Origin of the sequence: Streptomyces sp. 147326, assembly GCF_045000215.1 — a bacterium.
Classification (GTDB): Bacteria; Actinomycetota; Actinomycetes; order Streptomycetales; family Streptomycetaceae; genus Streptomyces.
The window spans coordinates 5,165,695-5,190,371 of sequence record NZ_CP134201.1 but is presented as its reverse complement, the minus strand read 5'-3'; the positions used below and the strand labels follow the sequence as shown (position 1 = coordinate 5,190,371).

At 68.8% G+C, this 24,677-nt stretch carries 14 protein-coding genes; 7 read left to right on the top strand and 7 right to left on the bottom strand.

Features of this window, described 5'->3' with window-relative positions; translation table 11 throughout:
- Positions 1-42 precede the first annotated feature (42 nt).
- From RIU97_RS23840 to RIU97_RS23825, 4 genes are all read left to right on the top strand, one after another.
- A complete protein-coding gene (locus RIU97_RS23840; protein WP_404959613.1) occupies positions 43-4,023 on the top strand; it encodes a LamG-like jellyroll fold domain-containing protein in 3,981 nt (1,326 codons plus the stop codon).
- A gap of 122 nt (positions 4,024-4,145) precedes the next feature.
- Entirely contained in the window at positions 4,146-4,616 is a 471-nt protein-coding gene (locus RIU97_RS23835; protein ID WP_404959612.1) for a hypothetical protein, read from the top strand.
- 10 nt (positions 4,617-4,626) lie between these two features.
- Positions 4,627-6,066: a hypothetical protein gene (locus RIU97_RS23830; protein WP_404959611.1), complete on the top strand. Its 1,440-nt coding sequence runs from the start codon at positions 4,627-4,629 to the stop codon at positions 6,064-6,066.
- 38 nt (positions 6,067-6,104) lie between these two features.
- Positions 6,105-6,596, top strand: a complete 492-nt coding sequence (locus RIU97_RS23825) for a hypothetical protein (protein ID WP_404959610.1) — start codon at positions 6,105-6,107, stop codon at positions 6,594-6,596.
- A 572-nt stretch (positions 6,597-7,168) separates the two neighbouring features.
- Here the strand turns inward: RIU97_RS23825 and haaN are convergent.
- The 7 genes from haaN to RIU97_RS23790 all read right to left on the bottom strand — a co-directional run bounded on the left by haaN (position 7,169) and on the right by RIU97_RS23790 (position 18,774).
- Positions 7,169-7,642, bottom strand: a complete 474-nt coding sequence (gene haaN, locus RIU97_RS23820; protein WP_404959609.1) for a cyclophane-containing RiPP N-acetyltransferase HaaN — start codon at positions 7,640-7,642, stop codon at positions 7,169-7,171.
- 78 nt (positions 7,643-7,720) lie between these two features.
- Positions 7,721-8,875, bottom strand: coding sequence for an FxsB family cyclophane-forming radical SAM/SPASM peptide maturase (locus tag RIU97_RS23815; protein WP_404959608.1), 1,155 nt, complete (start codon positions 8,873-8,875; stop codon positions 7,721-7,723).
- Positions 8,876-8,888: 13 nt separating this feature from the next.
- Positions 8,889-9,080, bottom strand: coding sequence for a HaaA family cyclophane-containing RiPP peptide (gene haaA / locus RIU97_RS23810; protein ID WP_383923002.1), 192 nt, complete (start codon positions 9,078-9,080; stop codon positions 8,889-8,891).
- A 106-nt stretch (positions 9,081-9,186) separates the two neighbouring features.
- The gene (haaT, locus tag RIU97_RS23805; RefSeq protein WP_404959606.1) at positions 9,187-11,964 is read right to left on the bottom strand and encodes a cyclophane-containing RiPP biosynthesis TPR protein HaaT; all 2,778 of its coding nucleotides are present in this window, start codon (positions 11,962-11,964) and stop codon (positions 9,187-9,189) included.
- A gap of 464 nt (positions 11,965-12,428) precedes the next feature.
- Complete coding sequence (locus RIU97_RS23800; RefSeq protein ID WP_404959605.1) at positions 12,429-15,851, bottom strand: ATP-binding domain-containing protein; 3,423 nt, start codon at positions 15,849-15,851, stop codon at positions 12,429-12,431.
- 92 nt (positions 15,852-15,943) lie between these two features.
- Positions 15,944-16,318 (bottom strand): hypothetical protein, encoded by a 375-nt coding sequence (locus RIU97_RS23795; RefSeq protein ID WP_404959604.1) that lies wholly within the window; start codon positions 16,316-16,318, stop codon positions 15,944-15,946.
- Positions 16,315-18,774: an AAA family ATPase gene (locus RIU97_RS23790; protein ID WP_404959603.1), complete on the bottom strand. Its 2,460-nt coding sequence runs from the start codon at positions 18,772-18,774 to the stop codon at positions 16,315-16,317. Before RIU97_RS23790 ends, RIU97_RS23795 begins: the two co-directional genes overlap by 4 nt.
- A gap of 299 nt (positions 18,775-19,073) precedes the next feature.
- Between RIU97_RS23790 and RIU97_RS23785 the strand changes: the two genes are divergently transcribed.
- From RIU97_RS23785 to RIU97_RS23775, 3 genes are all read left to right on the top strand, one after another.
- The gene (locus tag RIU97_RS23785; RefSeq protein ID WP_404959602.1) at positions 19,074-21,269 is read left to right on the top strand and encodes an N-6 DNA methylase; all 2,196 of its coding nucleotides are present in this window, start codon (positions 19,074-19,076) and stop codon (positions 21,267-21,269) included.
- Positions 21,270-21,359: 90 nt separating this feature from the next.
- Positions 21,360-23,369 carry an N-6 DNA methylase gene (locus tag RIU97_RS23780; protein WP_404959601.1) on the top strand — a complete coding sequence of 670 codons (2,010 nt, stop codon included), beginning with the start codon at positions 21,360-21,362 and terminating at the stop codon, positions 23,367-23,369.
- Positions 23,366-24,676, top strand: a complete 1,311-nt coding sequence (locus RIU97_RS23775; RefSeq protein WP_404959600.1) for a restriction endonuclease subunit S — start codon at positions 23,366-23,368, stop codon at positions 24,674-24,676. Before RIU97_RS23780 ends, RIU97_RS23775 begins: the two co-directional genes overlap by 4 nt.
- Position 24,677: the final 1 nt, after the last annotated feature.

Genomic DNA, 24,677 nt, shown 5'->3' with positions numbered 1-24,677 from the left:
GCCGCCCTCGCGGAGGCCAAGCGCACCGGAAAGCCCGTACCCGTGGCGGCGGCGACGACCGAGACCGACACCGTGGTGGCCAATCCGAACGGTTCCCTCGGCCTGACGCGCAGCGTCACACCCTTGCGCACCAAGCGCGACGGCAAGTGGGTCGACCTCGACGCCACCCTCGTCAAGGCGGGCGACGGCACGCTCCGCCCGAAGGCCTCAGTCGGCAGCCTGACCCTGTCCGGCGGCGGCACCACGCCACTCGCCACTCTGGACCAGGACGGCAAGCAACTGGTTCTGAGTTGGCCTGAGCCGCTCCCCACCCCTGCCCTGGACGGCGACAGCGCCCTCTACCGCGAAGTGGTGCCGGGCACCGATCTGAAGGTGACGGCCGACAAGGCCGGTGGGATCTCGCAGATCCTCGTGGTCAAGTCCTCGGAAGCCGCCAGGCATCCGAAGCTCGCCAAACTGACCACGGGGCTCAAGGGCCAGGGCGTGACCGTTTCCTCCGACGGCCACGGCAACCTGAAGGCCTCCGACGCCTCCGGCCGTACCGTCTTCCAGGCACCCACCCCGACGATGTGGGACTCCACCGCCCCGGTCCGGGCCCCGCTCACCAAGTCCTCCAGCCCCGCCACGTTCTCCGAGGCGGCCAAGAGGACCGCGCCGGCCGGTTCGGACGACGAGCCTGCCAAGCCCCTCTCCGGTACCGACGGCCCAGGAGACTTCGCAAAGGTGTCCCGACTCCGGACCGAGCTGGGCAAGGAGTCTCTCGTCCTGACCCCTGACCAGGCCTTCCTGGCGGACCCCGCCACTGCGTACCCGGTCTACATCGACCCGGCCTGGCAGCCCACCAGCCGCGGCACTCAGCACTGGGCATGGGTCCAGGAGGCGTACCCCACCACCGTCAGCTATGACGATTACGGCGACACCTACGACCCCGGCGTCGGCTACCAGCGCTGGCGGACCAGAACCGGGCTGGAGCGCTACTACGTCCAGCTCGACACCAGTGATCTGGGCGACAAGAGCATCAAGAAGGCGTCCTTCTTCGCGACCCAGTCGTATGCGGCGGACGCGACGTGCAGCAGGACCTACGACGTGGACCTGCACTCCACCGAACCGCTGCTCTCCGACATCACCTGGAACACCCAGCCGCGCGACTGGGAGGTCCTGCGCACCACCGCTCTCAACAGCGCCGGCGGCCCGGGCTGCCCGGGCTCCACGACACGCGGCGAGTGGGACGTGCGCGACCACATCGCTGCCAACCACTGGCGCGGCAGCGTAACTTACGGGCTTTTCGCTTCCAACGAGTCGAAGAGCAGCGGCAATAGCTCCTTCAAGAGGTTTACGCGCGACAAGAACAATCTGCCGTTCCTGTATGTCGAGTACAACCGGCCCCCGTACGCCCCGTGGGAGCTGGGTACCTACCCGGCCCCCACGAACCCGAACGGCAACGGCTGCGGCTGGGTGGGCGCCACCAATTACGCCGGCCTCAGCATCAGCGCATGGATCGGGGACCCGGACGGGCAACCGAACGACGCCCACTTCCTCGTCTACGACACTGCGGACTCGAGCCTCGCCTTCGACAGCGGCTGGATCGGAGCAGCGAGCGGCACGCACTGGGTCTCCGCCCACCCCACCAACCTCGCGGACGGCCACTCCTATACGTGGCGCGTCCAGAGTGGTGACGGCGACGTGAACTCCAGTTGGGTCACCGGATGCAGCTTCACCATGGACACCCAGCCGCCGTCCGTTCCCGTGGTCACCTCCGCCGAATACCCGCCGTCCGGCACACTGCCCGGCTCCACGCAGCACATCGGCCAGTCCGGAACCTTCACGGTGAAGTCCACCGATTCGCTTAGCGGCGTCATCTCCTACGAGTGGTCTCTCAACGGAACCATCCCGGTGGGCGGCGCCAATTCGGTCGACGTCGGCGCTGATGGAAGCGCCACCATCAGACTCACCCCCACGACCTGGGGCACCAACATCCTTCGCGTCCAGTCAGTGGATCGCGCGGGCAACCGCTCGCAGCAGCACACGTACGCCTTCTACGTGCCCGACAACCCGAACGCCAAGACGACCCTCGGGGACATCACCGGCGACGAACGCGTCGACTTCATCGCCCCCACCGGCAACGGCGATCTCGTCGTCTACCCGACCGCCGTCGACCCGGGCGCCGGCGGCGTCATCGCCTCCAACGCGGCCAACAGCCCTGGAGGCAAGGGCTGGGGCAACGGCACGCTGACCACCCACCGCGGCGGCAACGGCATCCGCATCGACGACCTGTGGACCTACCGCGACGGACAGCTCACGCTCTACCGCAACTCCCTCACCCAGGGCGGGCTCGCAGCCAACGGCGGCCTCTACTACCACGCAGCCAAGGCCATGCCCGTCCAGCGGCCCTACACGGAGGACTGCACCGTCGCCGCGACAGGCCGGCCGTGCGGAAGCGAGTACGTCGAAAACTGGACCCGGGTCAACCAGATCCTCGCCGTCGGGGACGCGCTGCCGGAAGCAGGCGTCGCACCTCGTAACGACCTGCTCACGGTGGAGAACGACGGCACGAGTAGCTCGCTGGTGTTGTTCCAGGGCACCGGTGCAACGGGCGAGCTGCGCGATCCGGTCGTACTCGTCCTCAGCCCCTCCGGTTGGGACAACCTCACCCTGCTGGCCCCTGGCGACGCCACCGGCGACGGGCTTCCCGACCTCTGGGCCCGCGACAACATCACCGGCGACGTCTACCAGTACGCGAACGTCGCCGGAAACCCTGCAGCCCTCGGCGACCACACCAGGCGCACCAAGATCGGCTCCGGCCTCAAGGCGGCCGACCATCCCGTTGTCGGCTCGTCGGGCGACACCAGCGCCGACGGCATTGCCGATCTCTGGGCACTGGACAGCCTCCACCGGCTGCGGACCTGGGGCGGCATCGCGACCTCCGGAAAGGTCACCGGATTCGGGGCTGGCCACACCATGGGCGACGCCCGCATATCCAGCTCTCACTGGAGGCTGAACGAAGGCACCGGAAGTGCGGCCGCCGACTTGCGCGGCAGGAACAACGCCACGCTCAGCACCACTGGCGCCACCTGGGCCGACGACACCGTGGCGGGCGCGGCCACCAAGGTCGTCGCCCTCGACGGCACAGGGTCCGGAACCGTCACCACTGCCGCCTCTGGTCTCGACACTTCCCGCAGCTTCACCGTCTCCGCCTGGGTCAAGTCCAAGGAGAAGGCTGTCGTCCTCAGCCAGGACGGGCAGAGCTCCAGCGGCTTCGCGATCTGGCACGACCAGGACGGCACGTGGCAGTTCGGACTGTCGAAGAAGGACGACGACAACTGGGACTACGACCGGACCCATGTCGTCAACGACGCCGCCAAGGTCCAGGTCAACGAGTGGACCCAGCTCACCGCCACCTACGACGACCGGACGGGGCTGATCGCCCTCTACGTCAACGGCACCCTCGCCGGCACCGGCCACCACGCCAAGGGCAATGCCTGGAACGCCACCGGCTCTCTGGTCCTGGGCCGCTTTAAGAATGCGGGCCAGCCCTCGTCATTCTTCCAGGGGCGCATCAGCAACGTGACGGTCTTCAACCACTCCACCGTCCCCTCGGCCACCAGCACGACCCTCGTCTCCGCGGTCAGCGCCACCAAATGCGCGGACGACAACCACGGAAGCACGGCTGAGGGCAACCGCATCCAGATCTGGGACTGCAACGCCGACCCAGGCGCCCCCCAGCTCTTCGAGATCCGCGAGAACGGCGAGATGCGCGTGGTCAGCAAGTGTGTGACCGCCGCAGGCGGTGGCGTCGCGAACGGAACCCCCGCTCAGCTCGCGGCGTGCGACGGAACCGGGGGCCAGCGATGGCTCCCCACTGCTGCGAGCGGCTTCTACAACCCGCAGTCCGGCCGCTGCCTCGACCTCCCGAGCGCACGGATCGACAACGGCACCCAGCTCGTGTTGTTCGACTGCAATGGCTCCAACGCGCAACGCTGGCATGCCTTCGGTCTGGCCTCTCCTCTGGGAGCTGCCGGCTGACCCCTGACGGATGCCTTGGGCCCGCTGTCTCCGGTTTCACCTGGGGCAGCGGGCCGATCAGCTTGTACAAGGGGCGGGGTGGTGCCCGGGAAAGTTCCGGCATGTCATGATCAAATAACGCCATGGTGTGGGATGAGTGGGACAAGGCGAAGGCAGATGTCGCCGGCGAGCGCCAGGTGTCGATGCGCCTCAACCAGCTGACCAGCGAACCTGGTGGTGGGCAGGCCGACCTGGTCGTACACCAGGATGACCTGGGCGAAGTGGGGCGCGAGGCGTTCCTGCTGCATGGGCAACTGCAGAAGCAGGCCGACATCGCCGGCGCCGGTGCCGACGGTTCAGGAAGCGGCTCCACGATGCAGGCCGCAGCATCTTTGAAGACGGCCGGCTTCTCACTCGGCGGCGAGCTGGAGACCACCGTGTCCGTGTGGACCTCTCAGGTGAAGACGGTCCTGCAGGCATGCGCCCACATCTCGAACCACCTGGACTACTCCAAGAAGGCGCACGCCGCGGACGACGAGGCCATCGCGGCCTCGCTCCGCAACCGCGACGGCTCGGCCGTGTCCGTCTCCCGTATCGACGAGTACCTCAAGTAGGGAGCACGGCATGGACTACTCGGACCTCATGGAACTGGACCTCACGAAGTTGGGATCCGCCGTTCAGGACTGGAAGCGCACGGCCGACGCTCTGCAGAGCCTGGGGGGACAGGCGCGCGACGGGGCAAAGGCCAAAGCCGAGAAGGCTCGCTGGGAAGGCGTGAACGCCGGTGTGACCCGCGCCTTCGTCGGCAAGACGGTCAAGGAGATAGAGGACCTCCACACGGAAGCCCAGAGCATCTTCAGCGTCCTCCAGGACGCCCACTCCGAACTGGTGGCCATCCAGCAGCAGGCGAAGAACGTGACCGCCGACGCCAAGGAGGCAGGCTTCAACGTCCGTGTGGGGCAAGGCGGAGCGGTGACGATCGAGGATGCCTTGGTCTGTGAGGTGGACGGTCCCGGCCAGCGCAAGCAGGACCTCATGCGCTGGTACGCCGACACCCTGAGCGGAGTGGTGAGCCATGCGGCCGAGGTCGATGCCGCTGCCGTACGCGCTTTGCGCGGCAGCCACGGCGCGGATCCGCACAACGCCGGCCATGCGACGTACACCTCCCTCGACCAGGAGATGCTCCCGCGAGCACTGAAACTGGCCGGGCTCGGCGAGGAGGCCGACACCAAACAGCGGAAGGAGCTGCAGCGGCTCTGGCAGTCACTCGGGCCCGAGGCTCGGGCCCAGCTGTGGACCCAGCACCGGGACGACCTTCTTGCTGCCGGCCTGCTTCGGCCTCAGGTCAAGCAGGTCGCCGCGGACGACGGCGCCGGCCCGTACGACCTCAAATCGCCAGGAATATCGGACTACTGGAAAGAGATCCAGGCCAACGGCATCTCGAACTCCGGCGACTTCATGGGCAAGACCGACGCGGCCCGACACATGGATCACTACCTCAACGGCAGCGGCAAGACGCTCGATCTGGACGTCGACCGCATGCTGGCCGACGACCCGGCGCTCCGGGACGAGGTGGCACGGATCCGGGCCGCAGAGCAGGACGAGTGGCGGCAGCAGGCACTGGAAGTGTTCGAGAAGTCAGGCGGCAAGCCCGTCGCCATCCCCGTGGAATCCAGCAGTAGTGGATACGAGCACGAAAAGGGGCCGGACGGCACGAACAACTGGTACCTGGCCGTAGGCAGCGGCATGACCAACACGACCGGGGTGGTCACCGCCGTCCCCGGACCCGACGGGAAGCCGCAGGTCAGCATCGACTACCAGGTCAACGTGTGGGACCGGTACAACTGGGACCCGGGCAAGGCCACGCCGATCGGACCGACCACTGTCACCGACGCCGACATGGCTCGTATGCACACAACAGGACTGGCCAGGGAGTTCGACATGCGAGGAAGCAGCTCGGTACAGCAGCACGATCTGTCGGCAGGAGGGTCCTGGCCCGCACCCGAGGACACCGGGCGGAGCGGCACCCGCACGGATATCGGCCGTAACTCGGCCGCCCGATGATCCGCGCGCGACGCCCAGGGCGCGCCCCGGCGCTTGCCATGGCGACGGTGCTGCTCGGCGCCCTCGCCGCCGGATGCTCCGGGGCGTCCGGCGGTAGCGGCAGGGAAGGCGGCCGCTCGGCGGACCCGGGGACGTCCGACTGGGTCGAGGGGGCCACCGCTGAGTCCATCGCCCGGACCCTGCACGTGGAGGTCCCCTCTGCAGCGACTCAAACCGCGGCGGCGCACCGCAGGGGGTTCCAGGACGACGGCTTGATCCTGTCCTTCGTCCTGCCTGCGGAAGCTGTGGAGCCCTTCCTCACCCAGCTGAAGCCGGAGCAGCCCCTCAGACTGCGCGCGCAGCCCTTCGCCGCCGAGGCAACACCGGCCACACCGTTCGCACGCCTGGGGCTGCCGGAACCGGATTCGCTTCCCAAGGTCCGGGAGGGTCAGGTGTGCGCTCCCTGCAAGGGCGACCTGAACTGGCTCAAGGTCGCGGTGGCACAGATCGACGAACGGAGCAGCCGCGTCTACCTGAGAGGGGTCGACTGACGCCCGAAAAAGCTGCGGTGCGGTCTGACACCCAGCCGTCCGCGGAGACAGCGGCATTGCAAGCACACGTCAACCGGTCGCGCCCCGGCAGGGGGAAGGTCGGTCCAGTCGCCTTCGCCGCCAGGGCGCTGGCCCATCAGAACCCCCAGGCCCCGCGCCCCCGGCAATGCATGCGACCACTCCCAGCACAATCCAGGCAGCTCACATCACGCAAGCGATGTCTGGCACTCCTCGCACCGCCTGATCGCCTGCCGTGTGATGTTTCCCTCGGTCGCGGTCGCCGGATGGCTACTGCTCAACCGGTGCCACAGCCCGCCCGGAGGTGTGGGGATCCATCCCCAGCGCGGGGCAGTCACCAGTTCCTCGGTCAGATGGGTGGAGGCCCCGGGAATGTGCGCGTACTGCGTCGGTGAAATCAGAATCGTGTCCGCAGGGAAACGTCGCCACTCCTGCCGGGGCGAGGGCGCTGGGCGGGCTTTTGGCGTGGATCCGTCGGGCGGGCACGCACAGCCCAGCCCGATGATGAAGTCGCAGCGCTCGCAACGCCATTCCTTCACGGCCCCGCCCCACTCTCACGTCGTACCGGTGTCCACACGGTAGACGATCTTCCCGTCGAACTCCGCGAACCCCAACGACTTGTAGAAGGCGCGCGCGCCGGGGTTGTTGCGGTCCGTCATCCACTCGACCCGGCTGCATCCGGGACGTGCTGAGGCCAGGGTACGGAGCTCGTCCATGAGGCGGGCGCCGACGCCCTGGCGGCGGAGGGTGCCGCGGACATAGAGCTCTTTCAGGAAGAGAGAGTGGGAGGAGCCGGCCGCCGGCCAGAGGAACGAGTAGGCGGCGAGCCCGACGAGATCACCAGCCTCGTCCTCGACCAAGAGAGCGGACGCCAACGGCGGGGAGCCGAAGAGCGCCTCCTCCACCTGGGAGCGGCGCTCCTCGAGTGGCTGGATCTCGGTCGATCCGTAGAACCGTTCGATCTCCTCGATCAGATCGGCCACTGCCACGGTGTCGCGCCTTTCGGCGGGGCGGATCGTCACGGTCATCGACATCTCCTGTCGCTCTTTCATCGCTTCACTCGTTCGTTTCAATGCGTGATCCTGGCGTGGCGGCACGGCTCGTGGCTATGGGGGCGTCATCGCCTGAGGAGCCCAGCCGTGCTGGCGCAGGGAGCCCTGAACATGCCGGATGAGGTACGCCAGATCCGCGCAGTAGACGGAGGGGTTTCGGTAGCCGCGGTCGGTGCTGAAGCGGTGCGGTAGATAGCCCCCACCGCACACCTCCACCAGAGGACAGCTCTGGCACTGATCGGCGAGCGCGGCCTTCCCGTTCTGCCGGTGCAGGAGCTTCGGATGGTGAAGGACCTCATTGAAGGACTGGCTGAAGACGTCGCGTCCCAGCCAGGAGGCGCCTTCCTCGACGGACCGCAGGGTGTCCACTCCCTCGATCGTGCCGTCCGACTCGATCACGATGCTCGTCGGCGGGGCCAGACCGAGGGACTCCACCGAGCTGTGCACCCCGGAGCTCAGCGCCACGATGTCCTCCAGCATCCGCACACTGTGCCGCTGCTCCGGCCGGGCGAGCCAGGCGTCGTAGACGCGGCTCATCCACAACCCGTACTCGGGCACACTCGGGTCGTCGCGATGCGGCGGCTCGTCGTGCGTCCCGTGCGGCAGGCCGAAGTCGATCACAGGCGGCTCGAACGACGCCAGGTAGTCGTGGACCTCGACCGGGTCGTTGGCCAGGTCGACGACGGCGAGCAGCCCTGCGAACAGGTGCGGCCGGGACCGCAGGAGTTCGATGCCTCGTACGGCCGAGGCGGCGCTCGATCGCGAGGCGTGCGTCAGCCGGTGCCGGTCATTCGCAGTCGGCGGTCCGTCGAGGCTGACGCCCACGACGACCTCGTACCGCTCGAAGAGGTCCAGCCACGGCTTCGTGATGAGTGTCCCGTTGGTCTGAAGCTCGAAACGGACCGCCACACCGGCCGGAACTCCCTCCCGTACGGCGCCGAGCAGGTCTGCCATGTGCCGGGGGCCGGCGAGCAACGGCTCACCGCCGTGCAGTACGACGTGCACGCTCCGCAGGTCGTGCACCGCTGCGTGCTCACCGATTCGCAGCCCAGCCGCCCGGGCCACGTTCGTACTCATCCGGGCAGGCAGGTGCCGCCACGCCTGGTCAGCGGAGTTGAAGACGTAGCAGTAGTCGCAGTCGATGTTGCAGCGATTGGCAACCTTGAGGATGAACGACCGAAAGGGGGCAACGTTCGCGCGCGGTGTCATCGAGCGGAACGGCTCACAGAGGCCAGGTCCAGATCAGCGAAGCGTGGTGACCACCCTCGCCAGCGTGGTTCGACGCCGTCTGCTCGGCCGCCAGCCGCTGCCGTACGCGGACGGCGACACGATCCAGGACGGCCGAACCGTTGATGGACTCCGCGACGACGGGCGCCGGAGCATGCGGCGCGGGAACGGGCGTACGTGACGGCATTCGACGCTCCTCGGGGCAGTGCAACGGCGATTGAGGCGGCAGACCAGCCCGCAAGGTAGCAGCGACGCTACCCTCGGCGACATATCGAATCCAGCCACGTGCCCCGCTACTCGGCCTGCGACGCAATGAGCCGCTCGACGACATCTGCCGCCCCGCCGATGCCCAACCGTCGGTACACATCGCGCGCTTCACGCAGCGCCCCTTCGCCCCGCGCCCGTTCGCCGGCCGTCCAGTCGCAACGGCCGATCCCCTCCAAAGCCCGTGCCTCTTCAAGCGGGCAGCGGATGTCGCGGGCCAGCCCCAGCGCCTGCTCGAAGAGTCCGCGGGCGGCAGCCCAGTCACCGGAGGAGTGCAGCAGCGTCCCCCAGTGGTTCAGGACCTCCGCCTCACCGGACCGGTCGCCGAGCTCTCGGAGGATGTCCAGACTCCGCCGGACCGACTCGACGGCACCGTCCCGCTCGCCGGCGACCCCGCGCGCCGCACCCAGCTCGCCCAGAGCGGCGGCTTCGCCACCACGGCTGCCGAGATCGCGGTACGAGCCCAGGGCGTCATCCAACAGACGGATCGCCTCCGTGACGTTCCCGTCCATGCGGTCCAGTACCCCGAGGTAGCGAACGCTGTTCGTGCGGCCGAACCGTTCGCCGAGCTCCGTGAAGTACTCCAGTGCCTGGGTGTGAGCCTCCCGCGCTCCGGTGGGATCGCCGGTCAGGCGCCGTACGACTCCGAGCTCGTTGAGGGCGTACGCCTGGTGGACCCGGTCGTCGAGTTCCTGGTAGATGCCGAATGCCTCACAGTGGCGCTGCTCAGCCAGCTCATACTCGCCCAGGAGACTGTGCACGACGCCAAGGTCCCGAAGTGAGTTGGCCTCTCCGTACCGGTCACCCAGCTCCCGGTAGATCGCCAGCGCTTCGGTCTGTGCCGCAACCGCTGTGTCGAACTGGCTGGTCTGCCTGCGCACCATGCCGAGGTCCGCGAGCGCGTTGGCCTGGCCGAGACGGTCGCCGATCTCCCGATAGAGCGCGAGGGCCTCGGTCTGCGCCCGGGCAGAGGCGTCGTTGTCCGCGGTCATGTACCAGACGATGCCGACCTGGTTCAGAGCGTCGGCCTTGCCTCGCTTCTCGCCGACCGCCTCGTACTCCGTCACCGCTTCGTTCAGTGCCTCGATGGCCTCGGGGTAGGCCGCCATGAAGCGCCGGACGACGCCGAGCTCGGCCAGCGCGTTGGCCAGCGCCCGCCGGTCGCCGGTGTGCCGGGCGGCCTCGGCGGCGGTCCGGTGGAGGCCAACGGCTTGGTCCCAGGGCCCGGCCTGCCGCAGGAAGGGCGCCATCGCCGCAGCCATGTGGATCACCAACTCGTGCAGCGCGAGATCGTTCGCCCTTCGGATGCAGGCCAGGACGTTGGCCCGCTCGTCCTCCAGCCAGCCGAGAGCTGCCGTACGTGAATCGATGGGAGGAGTCTCGAACTGGGCGGCTTCATCCGGAGGATTCGGAGTGGAGGCGCCGCTGCGGGCAATGTGTCTGTTCGCGACAGCGAGGGCGGCCAGGTAGTAGGAGCACACGCGCTGAACGGCATGAACAGGGGCCATGCTGCCTCCCTCGTCGGCGAGACCGCGGGCATAGTCGCGTAGGAGGTCGTGAAGCCGGAACCGGCTCCCCGGGTGTTCCTCGATCAGATGGGCGTCGTAGAGCGTGTCGAGTCCCTCGCGTGCTGCCGCCACCGAGACCGAGCCGAGCGCGGCCCCGGAGAAGGCATCGAGCTCGGTTCCAGGGTAGAGGCCGAGACACCGGAAGAAGTGCTGCCGCTCAGGTGTGAGGTCCTGGTAGGACAGACTGAACGTTGCGGCGACCGCGCGCTCCCCAGCTCGGAGCTCTCCCAGCCGGTCTCCGGCGGTGACCAGACGCGCACGGAGATCCTCGGCGCTCCACGACGGGCGATGGCGCAGCCGCGCGGCGAGCAACGACACCCCCAGTGGCAGGTACCCGCACAGCTCCACCAACTGCTCGAGGACGGACCGATCGAGCGACTCCGCCGATCGCCCGCTGAGGCGTACGAACAGGTCGACCGCATGCTCCGCCGGCAACGCCTCCACTGGCAGGACCACCTCCTCGTACGCAGCCAACCGCTTCCGGCTCGTCACCAGCACGAGACAGTCGCTCCCGCCGGGGAGCAGGGGCTCCAGCTGGCGATAGCTGGACGCGTTGTCGAGGATGAGCAGTGCCTTCTTGTTCGCGAGCTGGCTCCGCCACATGGCCGCCCTCGCCTCGGTGACCGCACCCAAGTCGTCGCCGACAGGGATCCGCTGCGCCGGCACTCCGGTCGCCGCCAGCAACGATGCGAGCGCTTCCGTGGCCTGTACGGGGGGCCTTCCCGTCGTGTGCCCGTTGAGATTCACGAAGAGCTGGCCGTCCGGGAACCGCTCCGACAGCACATGCCCTGCGTGTACGGCGAACGTCGTCTTCCCGACTCCTGGCATTCCGTCGATCACGTGCACAGGCAGCGCCTCGCCACTCTCCTGCGAGTTCCGTACGGACCGCACCAGCGCCTCGAGCTCGGCGGTCCGGTCGGTGAACGCGGTGGTGTCGCGCGGCAGGGACCGCAGGACGAGGGCAGCACCTGGAGGCACCACCCCTTCCTCTGGCTGGGGCGTCGGCGCGGTGCGGCGTTCCGGCGCCCCCGACTCCGACAGCGCGGCAAGCAGCACCGCCAGCCCGACCATGGCCCCACCGAGCAAAGCGAACGAGAACCAGCCATGCCGCTGCAACCACCCCAGCCACCCGGGCCACTCCGACTCGGACACGGCGTTGGTGACGAGCCCCACGAGCATGGTCGTAACGGCTCCGCCGGCGGCCACGACGGCGACGGAAATCCCCCGCCGGAGCCTCATACGTGGGTCGTCTTGACGGAGCAGGGAATGGTCCGTTCGGACTGGCCGCCTGTGGCGCGGCACGGCCTTCCAGCTGTAGCTCTGGTCACGAACGCAACCCCCGAATCCGACGCCCTATCGCGCATAAGCGGACCAGCTCTCACGGAACCTGGTCAAGGTCAGCTCCCCGCCACACACCGGCTCGTATCAGCCAACCTGTGCGTGGCTTCAAAAGCTGGGTGCACCGACGCCCCCTTTTACGGAGCCGGCCAGATGACCAGGTGAACGTGCTGCTGATCGTCAGCGGAGAGTGATCCTCGGCAATGGGTGTGTAGTCAGCCCTGGTAGCGTCGCCAACCGCTTGATCCCGGGCGCCCCTGAGGGGCCACAGGCGTCTGACCTGCTCGACTTCACTCCCCACCCCGCGGTGTCACCTGCTTCTGCTTCGCCTGCTCCAGCAGGCGCAGGCGAGAACTGAATGACGGCTACTGGTGATTGCTCACCCCGGAAGAGCCGAAGGCCGTGTGCGCGTTCTCGCCGCCCCAGCCGGTCGGGCTGCGCCAGATGACATTGACACGAAAGACGTCGCGAATCGTGTCGACAGACCAGTCTTCGGCAGGCGGTTCGGAGAGGACAAGGTAGAGACCGTCGGCCGGCGCGGGCAGCGTGTGGTTGATCTCGAGCAGGCGGGTCGCGCCCGATCGCAGGTCCACATAGGTGGAGCAGCCTGCGCCCAGGGCCTCGTAGAGGAAGAGACCGTGCTGGGTGACGCAGCTGACGTCGACGACCGAGGAGTCGGCCGGCTGGAGGTCCGCCCAGAGAAGTGATGCCTTCAGCGCATGACGGACCGCCTCGTGCTTCTTGCACGTACGGTCGGCCCCGGCAGCCGCTTCCAGCGCTCGGAGGAAACCGTCCTTCGTGGTCGCAGCCGGTGTTGCGTCGGCGGTGTCCGCGGTGGTCATCTGCACCTCTTCCTTCTGATCTGGTTGCGTCGGGGCGACGGGAATCGCGCCGTCAGAGTTCGGCTTCGTCGCCGTGCCGAAGCGCTCTTGAAGCTCTCGCCGTGCTGCAGCGAGGGGCCCTGCCCAGCCGGAAGCTTCCAGCCCCTCCGCGAGCCGACCTGCGTCGAAAGTGCCCTCCTTGATCGCACGGTTGGTTGTCCCGGCAAGGTCTCGAAGAGCTCCGAGTCGCTCTCTGTCCGGATCACCGAACAGATGAAGTACATCGACCCAGTCAGCCTGGTCCCGGCGAAGGATGCGGTTGGCCATGCCCTGGAGTTCGGAGAGGCGGCTGCGGGCGTCGGGAACGTCGCCGTCGCTGCCGGTCAGTTCTCCCAGCACGTCCAGCGCCGCGAGGTAGCGCCCCGCCATCCGTTCCGAGACGGGCGACCGGCCACGCTGATCGGCGGTGAGCACCGTCTGACTCGTGTCGTTCGCGAACACCCAGCAGTCCAGCTCGTCACCCCGGCGCGGGGGAACCGATCCTTGGCGGACGGTGAGCACGAGCGGCCGACCGATCACCGGAGACAACGGCCTGACCTTGTACCGACCGCCAGAGACGTGGCCCACGACCTCGACCCGGACATCGCTGCCGATCCGGGGAAGGCTTTCCGCCGCGCCCGCCGGCCGGGCGTCCGGTGCCGCGGGTTCGGTGTCGTCCGCGGAGGCGGTGAGCGCCTCCGGCAACGCGGCGGTGTGCAGGACGGTCAGGCTCTGGGTGCTGCGGGTGAGGGCCACGTACAGCTGGCGCAGCCCGGCCGGACCACGGTCGGCGATCGTCGCGGGCTCGACGACCAGGACGTGGTCGTACTCCATTCCCTTGGCCTGCGCGGCGGCCAGTACGGACACGGCATCGCGATCGCGCTCGGCGATGTCGCCGCCCTCGTGGATTCGGTGGCTGATGGCGTCCAGCCAGTCGGAGTCGTCGGGGACGATGACGGAAACGGAGCGGGGGCTGTTGCCGTCGCTGGTGCGCACCAGTCGTGCCACGTGGGCGACGGTGTCGTCGAGCAGCTTCCACGGTTCGGTCGCCACGGTCCGCACGGCGTCCACGCCCGCCTCACGGACAGCCTGTGGATAAGGCAGGGACGGGGCGACCACGCGGGCGAGAGGGGCGACGAACTCCATGATCTCGGCGGGGACGCGGTAGCTGGTGGTGAGCTGAGCCACGCTCCAGTCGCCGTGGTCGGAAAGGAGTGCGCCCAGCAGGTCCCAGCTCGTCGGGATGTGGGCGCCCGTCGCCTGCGCGAGGTCGCCCAGGACGGTCATGGAGCCGCCCACGGCACACCGCCGCCGCAGGGAGCGGGCCTGCATGGGCGTGAGGTCCTGGGCCTCGTCGACAACGATGTGGCCGTATCGCGGTGGGGTATCCCCGCCGATCAGAACCCCGAGCTCTTCGAGGCAGACGTGGTCGTCCAGGGTCCACGGGTCGGCGTCGGCGCTGGCGGCGCGGGCCCGCAGCAGGGCCGTCTGCTCGTCCTCGTCGAGGATGCCGTCGGCGCAGTCCCGCAGGAGGTCGGCCGAGTCGTAGAGGCTGCGCAGGGCCTCCCGGGGTCCGGGGGACGGCCAGACGCGTTCGACGAGGCGCTCGACCCGGCGGTTGCGTTCCAGGTCGCGGCGGATCGTGCCGGCCTGTCCGCGGCGCGGTGCGACATCGGCGAGCTCTTGGAGAAGCCGGTCGACGAACAGGCCGCGGAAGCGGTCCCGTCGCTCCCGGAAGGGCCCATCGCCGGCGTGAGCCTGGTCGAGGAGGGCGAGGACCTCGGACTTCGGCACGCGGAGGGTCGTACTGCCGGCGGTGACGACGACCCCGGGCTCGTCGCCCTCGTAGGAGGGGGCGACGGTGAGGGCGTCGAGGGCCTCGGGACGGTAGTCGCTCTCGACCCGGCGCCGCAGTACGGCCGCCATGCCTTCCCCCGACTTCGCCAGACGCGCCTTCGGCGAGTCCACACCGAGGATCTCGCCCTCCCACAGCCGGTCCAGCTGGACGGCGTTGACGTCCCGGGTGCCGAGGGTGGGGAGGACCTGGCCGACGTATTCGAGGAACCGCTGGTGGGGGCCGATGACGAGGATGTCCTGGGCCTTGAAGTGCTCGTTGTTGACGAGCCAGGTCACCCGATGGAGACCGACCGCCGACTTGCCGGTACCGGGGCCGCCCTGCACGACGAGGATGTCCGAGGGCGAGCCGGTGACCAGCGCCATCTGGTCACGGCGGATGGTCTCGACGATGTCCCTCATCCGACCGCCGCGCGACCGCTGGAGCTCCTGCAGCAGGAAGTCATCCGGCTGGGGTGCCTTACGCCGCTGCCGTCGTACGACATCGCCGGGCGTGGGGGCCGACGTTTGTTCCGGGGCGGGGGACGCGTCCGCCTCCTCCGCCGGGCTGTCGTCGGCGGCCTGGCGGGGCGCCGGTACGTCGGCGGACTCGGGTACGCCGACGGGCTCGGGTACGGGTACGGGAGCGGGTGCCGGCGGGGAGATCTCGTCGAAGTAGCCCTCGACGATCCGCTGTACGCAGCGGAGCTGCCGGCGCAGGACCACCTCGCCCGGGTTCTCGGGCCGGGTCTCGATCCACTTCTTCGCCAGGGGGCTGGTCCACATCAGAACCACCGGCTCGTGCGAGGAGTCGTGCACGCTGCGGCGCCCGATGTACCAGGGACGCGGCTCTCCTCTCGGGTCCTCCGGGGCGTCGACGCGGGAGAAGACCAGCGCCTCGTCGCCCAGACCTCCGTAGGCCTCCGCCCGCGCCTCCGCTTCGGCCCGGTTGGCGATCCCGTCCTTGCCGCTCGCCGAGGCGGTGGCCGCCGAGGTGCCGCTCAGTTCAGCCAGTTTCGTCGTGTAGCAGTCGTATGCGTGGTCCACCGCCCGCTGCTCGCCGGCGAGGGTCTCGTCCCGAGTGGTGGTGCTCATGTGCGTCCTCCCTGCGGTGCCGGGGGACACCGCCACGGGCATGTGCCCGTACCCCGTGAAACAACTATCAGAAAACGGACGGTGACGAACGGTCAGTTGCCGAGTTCCTGGACGAGACCGCCGGCCTCGACCCGCCAGACCCGCACCTGGTCGTACGTGGGTCCGAGCTCGTACAGGTGGTAGTGGCATCCCAGACTCAGCTGGGACCAGAGGGCCTTCGCCCGCCGGGCCGTTTCGGCCGGCGCGACGGAGTGCAGCAGGAGCAGCTTGGCGCGCCCGGTGGTGCGGGGCAGACCGGGCATCACGGCGTCCAGCACCCGGTCGACGCAGAGCTCCAGCGCGGTCCGCAGCGCGAGGCAGGCGCCGCGGTGCCGGCCGGCGGTGGTGGCGTCGGCGAGTTCGCCGTCGAGGAGGCGGTCGGCCGTCAGCAGCAGGCCTTCGACGGACGCGGGAACAGGGGTGGTCATGCGGTCACCTCCGGCTTGCGGATCTTCTGCGCCAGGTTCTCCACGTCCGAGACGAAGCGGTGCGGGTCGGGGATCGAGGCGCCGCTGGAGTGGGACCCCTTCTGGCACTGCTGGATCAGCGACCATGCCGGGCTTCCGTAGCGGCGGAGCACCTCCCCCGTGACGTCGTTACCGCGCCTCACGTCGCCGAAGAGGGCGAAGGCCGCGACCTCCAGGAACCTCTCCGCGCTGTCGATCGCGGTCTGGAGGTCGTGCTCCGAGCCGCCGGTGCGGTGGTGGCGGATCCACGCGGCTTCGAGGAACGCGTTCTCCAGGGCGATCCGGCACAGGCCGGGCAGCACGTGGCGGTACGTCTCGGGGGGAAGCCCCGGAGTGGCGGCGATGGCCCGGGCGTCGCCGATGGCCTGCGCGACCGGGTCGTCGACGCAGTCGACCTTCACCCGGGACCCCTCGCCACGCGTCAGCTGGAAGACCGTGACCGGCAGCTCCTGGTCGGTGAACGCCTTCTGCAGACGGGGATCGTGGGTGAAGACGACGATCTGCCGGTGCCTGCCCAACTCGTGCAGTACCTGGGCGAGTCCGTGCACCTTGGTCGGGTCCATGGACTGCACGGGGTCGTCGATGACGAGGAAGCCGAACGGGCTGTCCGCGGTCGTGGCCCTCGGCAGGAAGAGGGAGAGCGCGAGGGAGTGCAGCTCCCCCTGGCTCATGACGTCGAGCGCCGGGGCGTCCTGACCGTCGACGGAGGCCGCCATGACGAGCTTGCGGACGTTCGCCTTCTCGCTGCCCTTCAGGCTCACGGCCGTGAGGTCGACGTTGCTCTCCTGCCGCAGGCGCTCCCAGATGCCCTGCGTGGCGTCGGTGAAGCGCTCCATGCGCTGCTCCCGCAGCTCGGTGGAGAGGTCCTTGAGCCACTTCACCGCCTTGCGGAGGTTACTCAGGAGAGGCTTTTCCCGCTCGGTCTCGCGCGCCTTGTCCGCCCAGGCGGCGAGCCGGGTGACGAGCGCACGCCACCGCTCGCCGCGCTCCTCCAGCTCGTGGGCCGCGTACCTCCTGACGGTGTCGCAGGCGTCGACGAGGACCGTGGCGGCCTCCTCGGCGCTCCGGGCGAGCTCGGCGGGGTCGGTGATCTGCCGGCAGTCGGCCCACACCTTCCACGGGTCGGCCAGTGCAACCGGGATCCGCTGGGGGTTCTCGATGAGGTTGTGGAGGTTCCGCTTGCCGGTCCGGACGGCGGCGTGCGCGTCCTCGGCGGTCTCCGCCTCGTGGCGCAGCTCCGCCACCTGTCGGGAGGCGCGGTCGTACCACTCCCGTCCAAGGACCCGTTCCGCTCCGCACGTCGGGCAGACGTCGCCGTCGGGGTGCCGGTCGGCGTGGGCGAGGGCCTTCTCCAGCAGGTCGGCGCGCAGCCGGGCGTTCTCGGCGTCGGTGCCGTGCAGGTCCTCCACGTCGGCGAGCGCGTTCCGCAGCAGCCGGACGGCCTCCTTGACTTCCGCCAGGTCGGGCCCCTGCACCCCGGCCTCGATCCGGAGCTCGGCGAGCCGGCTGTCGTCGGCCGGGGGGAGACCGGCGACGAGGGCATCGATGGTGTCGAGGTCCAGGGCGCCCGGGGTGTCCACGGCGAGCAGGGCCTGTACGGCGCGGTCGTCGTCCTCCAGGGTGTAGAGGGCGTCCTTCAGGCCGGGGAGGGCGTCCTTCATCTCCTTCGCGACGGCAGCGAGGGCCTTCTCCCGCGCGCTCAGCCGGTTGGTCGCGGTGGAGAGCAGCTCCATGCCGAGGATGGTGGCGATCGCGTCGTACCGCTCGGACGGCTTGCCGGTGAGCATGAGGTCGAGGTCGGTGTACGAGAGGAACGGCCGGTGGTCGGCGAGGGCCGTGTCCCAGCCGGCCTCGGCCACGGGGACGGTCCCGTGACCCGGGCGCTTGAAGGTCGCTTCGGAGCTGCCGAACTCCTGGCTCGTCCAGGTGCGGGTGAGGGTGCTGTTGCCGGTGTCGCCCTCGATCGCGAGCTTGAGCTCGATCTTGGGGCTGTCGGCGTTGTGGAGGTTGTACCAGTGACCGCCGCGCGTGGCGTCCTGGCCCGGCCGGTGGGCCCGGGTGCCGGTGAAGCCGACCTCGATGGCGTCGGCGAGGCTGGACTTGCCGGAACCGTTGCGGCCCACGACGAGGTTGACGCCCGGGCGGGGGCTGAGGCTCAGCCGGGCACGAGGCCCGATGCCGCGGAAGCCGTTGACGGCGAGGGAACCCAGGTAGATCCGGCCGGCCGGGGAGGTTCCACGGGTCTCGTTCTCGCCCAGCGCCTCCTTCAGCAGCGCCTTCACGGACTCGGGGAGTGCCGCCTCGCCCAGACGGGTCCGTACCAGATCGGCCAGGGGCGGGGGCTGGTCGGCGGGGTTCGGCCGAGCGGGGTCGGTGGGTTCGTCCGCGTTGCGCTGGGGCTGTTCCGTCACGGTCATGTGCGTCTCCCGGGGGCCGGATGCTCGTTCGGAGGGTGGGGCGGACACCGGCACGCGGTGGGTGCAGATGGCGCCCCGGCGTTCGCGTCGGCGGGTCCACAGTGCGGTTGCGCAGTTAGCTCACGCTTCCACTCGGAACCATGACTAGATAAGCATGACACTGAAAGCACTGTCAAACGGCTTGACGAATTTGACGACTGTTGTAGTGTGTTAACCGTCCCTGCCCTACTGGCCCGAGAGGTGCGGAGCCCCACGCCATGCCCCAGCAGCCACCAGCCCGACCGGCGCCCTCAGCGCATGTGACGGCCGCCGAGATCTCCCGTATCGCAGGGGTCACGCGCGCCACCGTCAGCAACTGGCGCCGCCGCCACGACGACTTCCCGGCTCCCAGCGCAGGCACGGAATCCAGCCCGCTCTACGACCTGCCGGCCGTCCAGGCATGGCTGCGGGGCCGCGGGCACACCTCCACCGCCTCGCCGACCGAGGAACTGCGTACGGCGCTCCGACTGCTGGGACCCGGCTCGGGAGTGGCCGCGCGACTGTTCCCGCTGGCGGCCGGCGCGTCCCGCCGCACCCCGGAGGAGCTGGCCGAACTCGCCGCCCTGCCCGACGACCGGTTGATCGCCCGAGCGGAGAAGACCGCGCGCGAGCTTCCGGCCGCCGTGCCCGAGGCCGAGCCGGTCCGCTACGGTCCGGACGACGCGGACGCGGTCCGCGCGCTGCTGGGTTGCGTCCGTGAGGCGGGGCCGCAGGCCGCCGTCGACGTCCTCGCCGAACGCGAACTGGACGAGGGCGCCGTCAGCGGCGTCTACCAGACCCCGGAGGGCCTGGCCCTGCTCATGGCACGGCTCCTGCCCGCCGACGCGTCCCGCGTCCTCGACCCCGCCTGCGGCAGCGGCACTCTCCTGGCTGCCGCCGCCCGGCAGGGCGCGCGGGAGCTGTTCGGGCAGGACTCGCTCCCCGTCCAGGGCCGGCGCACCGCGGTCCGGCTACTGCTGGCCGCACCCGAAGCCGAGACGGCGATCCGCGTCGGCGACAGCCTGCGCGACGACGCCTTTCCCGACGTCACCGTGGACGCCGTCCTGTGCAACCCGCCGTTCGGCGACCGGGACTGGGGTCACGACGAGCTGGCCTACGACCCGAGGTGGGCGTACGGACTTCCGCCGCGCTTCGAGTCCGAACTGGCCTGGGTGCAGCACGCCCTCGCGCACCTGGAGCCCGGCGGCCACGCGGTCATGCTGCTGCCGCCCGCACTCGCCTTCCGCTCCTCCGGCCGCCGCGTCCGCGCGGAGCTCATCCGCGGCGGAGCCCTGCGTGCCGTCGTCTCCCTTCCGGCGCGTGCCGCGTATCCGCTCCACATCGGCCTGCAGATCTGGGTGTTCCAACGCCCCGAACCGGGCGGCACGGACCGTACGAATGTGCTCTTCGTCGACGGGGAGGGCGAGCAGCGGGAGGGCGTCCCGGGCACGGCGTCCGCCACCGACACGGCCACGGCCGACGCCGGCACCCGTGGTGGCTCACGCCCCCGCCGCTCAGGCTCGTCCTCTTCCAGCGCCTCTTCCTCCACCGCCTCCTTCGACTGGCCGGGGCTCACCGACCGGGTCCTCGGCCAGTGGGCCGCGTTCACCACCGCACCCGACGCCTACGCCGACGAGCCCGGCGTCGCCCGCGCGGTGCCGCTCGTCGACCTCCTCGACGACGTCGTCGACGTCACCCCGGCCCGCCATGTCCGGGCGACCGCGGCCGACATCGACCCGGCCGCCCTGGCCCGCCGCGTTGACGACCTGCACGGGCAACTGGCCGAGCAGGTCGCCGCGCTGGCGGCCTCCTCCGCCTCCGGCGGGTGGCAGCCGTCCGGGGCCTCGGCCCGCGAGTGGCGTACGGCGACCGTCTCCGACCTGGCACGCGGCGGAGCCCTGACCGTGCTGCGGGCGGCGACGCCCGGCACCCGAGGCTCCAAGGGCTCCGACGCCCCCGCCGTGGAGCGGCCGGTCCTCACCGCCCGCGACATCGCGGCCGGAAACCCGCCGTCCGGCACGGCTGTCGACATCAACGCGGATGCCGCCCAACCCGTGGTCGCCGGGGACGTCCTCGTACGCGCCGTCGCGGGCGGCGGCGACGCGGCCGCGATGACCCGGGTCGCGGACGACCGGGACGCCGGAGCCCTGCTGGGTCAGCACATCCACCTCCTGCGCCCCGACCCGACTCGCCTCGACCCGTGGTTCCTGGCCGGATTCCTCGGCGCCGAGGACAACATCGCCTCCGCGTCGACCGGCAGCAGCCTCGTACACGTCACACCGGGGCGCCTGCGCGTGCCGCTGCTGCCCCTGGAGGAACAGCGGCGCTACGGGGCAGCCTTCCGCCGCGTACACGAGCTCCGCGCGGCCGCCCGCCGAACCGCCGACCTCGCCGCCGACGCCGCGGCCACCCTGACCACTGGCCTGACCGCGGGCGTACTCCTGCCACCGGCTGGCCCGGGCAGCCGTTCTGTCTGAAACGCCCCACGCGTCCCACCGCACACGACCACACTGGATCCCTGCCGTCCCACGCACGGACGGCGCTCTTCGGAAGGAAGCCGGGACCTCTTGAACAGCAGTAAGCACACGGAGCTGGCGAACCACGCCTGGTCCGTCGCCGATCTCCTCCGCGGCGACTACAAGCAGTCCGACTACGGCAAGGTCATCCTGCCGTTCACCGTGCTGCGCCGCCTGGAGTGCGTCCTGGAGCCGACGCGCGAGAAGGTCGTCGAGACCGTCGCCAGGTTCGCGGGCCAAGAGATCGACACCGACCACTTCTTGCGCAAGGCCTCGGGCAACTCCTTCTACAACAAGAGCGACCTCACGCTGCGGAAGATCGCGGCCGACCCGCAGAACGCGGCGAAGAACCTGCAGATCTACGTCGGCGCCTTCTCCGACAACGCCCGCGAGGTCCTCGACAAGTACGAGTTCAACCAGCAGGTCAGGAAGCTCGACAGCGCGAACCTGCTCTACCAGGTCATCGGCAGGTTCACCGACCTCGACCTGCACCCCGACGTCGTGCCCAACCACAACATGGGCTACATCTTCGAGGAGCTGATCCGCCGCTTCGCCGAGCAGTCGAACGAGACCGCAGGTGAGCACTTCACACCGCGCGAAGTCATCAAGCTGATGGTCAACCTGCTGGTGGCTCCCGACGCGGACGCCCTCAGCCTGCCCGGTGTCGTCCGCACTGTCATGGACCCGGCCTGCGGCACGGGCGGCATGCTCAGCGCCGCCGACGACCACATCAACGCGCTCAACCCGGACGCGACGGTCGAGGTGTACGGGCAGGAGCTCAACCCCGAGTCCTGGGCGATCTGCCGGTCCGACCTCATGATCAAGGGCCAGGACCCGGAAAACATCCGCTTCGGTAACTCCTTCTCCGACGACGGCCACGCCCGCCGGAAGTTCGACTACATCCTCGCCAACCCGCCGTTCGGCGTGGAGTGGAAGAAGGTCAAGGAGGAGGTCGAGTACGAGCACACCTCGCTCGGCGACGCCGGCCGCTTCGGCGCGGGCCTGCCGCGCATCAACGACGGCTCGCTGCTCTTCCTCCAGCACATGATCTCGAAGATGAAGCCGGTGCACGTGAACGGCGGGGGCGGCTCCCGCATCGCCATCGTCTTCAACGGCTCCCCGCTCTTCACAGGTGCGGCAGAGTCCGGCGAGTCCAAGATCCGCCGCTGGATCCTGGAGAACGACTGGCTGGAGGCGATCGTCGCCCTCCCGGACCAGCTCTTCTACAACACCGGCATCTCGACGTACTTCTGGATCCTCACCAACCGGAAGGACGCCGACCACAAGGGCAAGGTCGTCCTGCTCGACGCGCGCGACCAGTGGGTGAAGATGCGCAAGTCGCTCGGCGACAAGCGCAAGGAACTGGGCGACGGGACGAACGGCCGCCCCGACCATATTGGCGACATCACCCGGCTGTACGCGGAGGCGCTGCAGGTCGCGAAGGACCCCGGGCACCCGCTGCACGGCAAGGTCAAGATCTTCGCCAACGAGGACTTCGGCTACCAGCGTATCGCCGTCGAACGCCCGCTGAAGCTCCGCTTCGAGGTCACGGAGGGGACCCTGTCCGCGCTGGCGGAGGCCAAGCCGGTGGCCAAGCTAGAGCGGAGCGAGGAATTCGTCGCAGCGGTGAGTACGTTGCTCGGCTCGTCCTGGACGACGAAGTCCGAGGCGCTCATCGCGCTCAAGGACGCAGTGGTCGCGGCCGGCCTGACGTGGCCGACGGGCGCGCCGTTCGCGAAGGCGGTACGGGAGACGATCGGCGTCCGGGACCCGGAGGGCGAGGTCCAGAAGCTCAAGGGTGCGGCGGAGCCGGACGCGGACCTGCGGGACTACGAGAACGTCCCGCTGGGCGAGGACGTCGAGGAGTACCTCAAGCGCGAGGTGCTGCCGCACGTTCCGGACGCGTGGATCGACCACACGAAGACGAAGATCGGCTACGAGATCCCGTTCACGCGGCATTTCTACGTGTACAAGCCGCCGAGGCCGCTGGCGGAGATCGACGCGGAGTTGAAGTCGCTGGAAGCAGAGATTCAGGCGCTGCTGGGTGAGGTGACGGCATGACAGACACAAACGTTGCGCCGTGGCTCGTGCATTCCCGTTGGCCGACAGCTCCAATCCGCCTTGTCGCTCGTCTCGGATCCGGTCACACGCCCAGTCGAAGTGTTCCTGAATACTGGGAAAACTGCACGGTGCCATGGATCACCTTGGCTGACGTCTGGCAACTCAGGACGGGAAACGTCAGCGTCATCTCCGAAACCAAGGAGAAGGTCAGTTCGCTTGGCCTCGCACACTCTGCTGCTGTTGAACATCCGGCAGGGACCGTCATCCTTTCTCGCACGGCCTCAGTCGGATTTTCGGCAATCATGGGAACCAGCATGGCAACAAGCCAGGACTTTGCAACCTGGATTTGTGGACCGCGCTTGGATCCAAGATTCTTGCTGCACGCGCTCAGAGGCATGAGTCCAGATTTGAAGCGCGTCGCCACAGGCTCGACGCATAAAACCATCTACATGCCGGATATTGAGCAGCTCAGGGTTCCACTGCCTCCGCTGGATGAGCAGCGCCGCATCGCCGACTTCCTCGACGCCGAGACCGCCCGCATGACTACCGTCGGAGACGCACTGCGCCAGTTCGACCGGGACGTCCGCGAGCGTGAGCGCGCAGTATTGGCTCATCAACTAAATGCCGGTGTTCGCAGCGTCCGCACCGAATTGCCTCCAGGTTGGCAGTGGACACCTCTCATGCACCTAACCGATCCACTTCGGCAGATCATGTATGGAATTGTCTTGCCTGGACCGAATGTTACCGATGGCGTTCCCATCGTGAAGGGCGGAGACGTTGCAGCCAATCGCTTGTCTCTAAATTCGCTGAATCGAACAACTCGCGAAATCGAAGCCAACTATGCTAGATCCCGCCTCAAGGGCGGTGATCTAGTTATTGCAATTCGGGGAAGCGTTGGCGAAATTGCCGTTGTGCCTGATGAGCTGACAGGAGCAAACCTGACTCAGGATGCCGCCCGCATCTCAATCAACAGGTCAGTGCATGCCGAGTGGCTACGCCTAGTCCTCGACTCCCCTCTCGTGTCTCACCAGATCCAGCAACGGATCACTGGAGCAACTATCAAGGGGATCAATATCTGGGAGCTGAAAAGAGTTCTTGTGCCGACGCCAGACAGAGAAACCCAGGCCGTTTTGGCAGCCACGGCGGGTCGCGAAATCGAGACGCATGAAGATCTACGCTCTCGCGTGGCGCAGCACAATCATCTACTTACTGAACGGCGTCAAGCCTTGATCACCGCCGCCGTAACCGGCCAGTTCGACGTAACCACTGCCAGCGGGCGCAATGTAACGGACGGAGTCACCGCGTAGC

Coding starts and splice junctions, on each gene's coding strand:
- RIU97_RS23835 (WP_404959612.1), top strand. CDS start 4,146: ATGGTGTGGGATGAGTGGGACAAGGCGAAGGCAGATGTCGCCGGCGAG.
- RIU97_RS23830 (WP_404959611.1), top strand. CDS start 4,627: ATGGACTACTCGGACCTCATGGAACTGGACCTCACGAAGTTGGGATCC.
- RIU97_RS23825 (WP_404959610.1), top strand. CDS start 6,105: ATGGCGACGGTGCTGCTCGGCGCCCTCGCCGCCGGATGCTCCGGGGCG.
- haaN (WP_404959609.1), bottom strand. CDS start 7,642: ATGACCGTGACGATCCGCCCCGCCGAAAGGCGCGACACCGTGGCAGTG.
- RIU97_RS23815 (WP_404959608.1), bottom strand. CDS start 8,875: ATGACACCGCGCGCGAACGTTGCCCCCTTTCGGTCGTTCATCCTCAAG.
- haaA (WP_383923002.1), bottom strand. CDS start 9,080: ATGCCGTCACGTACGCCCGTTCCCGCGCCGCATGCTCCGGCGCCCGTC.
- haaT (WP_404959606.1), bottom strand. CDS start 11,964: ATGAGGCTCCGGCGGGGGATTTCCGTCGCCGTCGTGGCCGCCGGCGGA.
- RIU97_RS23800 (WP_404959605.1), bottom strand. CDS start 15,851: ATGAGCACCACCACTCGGGACGAGACCCTCGCCGGCGAGCAGCGGGCG.
- RIU97_RS23795 (WP_404959604.1), bottom strand. CDS start 16,318: ATGACCACCCCTGTTCCCGCGTCCGTCGAAGGCCTGCTGCTGACGGCC.
- RIU97_RS23790 (WP_404959603.1), bottom strand. CDS start 18,774: ATGACCGTGACGGAACAGCCCCAGCGCAACGCGGACGAACCCACCGAC.
- RIU97_RS23775 (WP_404959600.1), top strand. CDS start 23,366: ATGACAGACACAAACGTTGCGCCGTGGCTCGTGCATTCCCGTTGGCCG.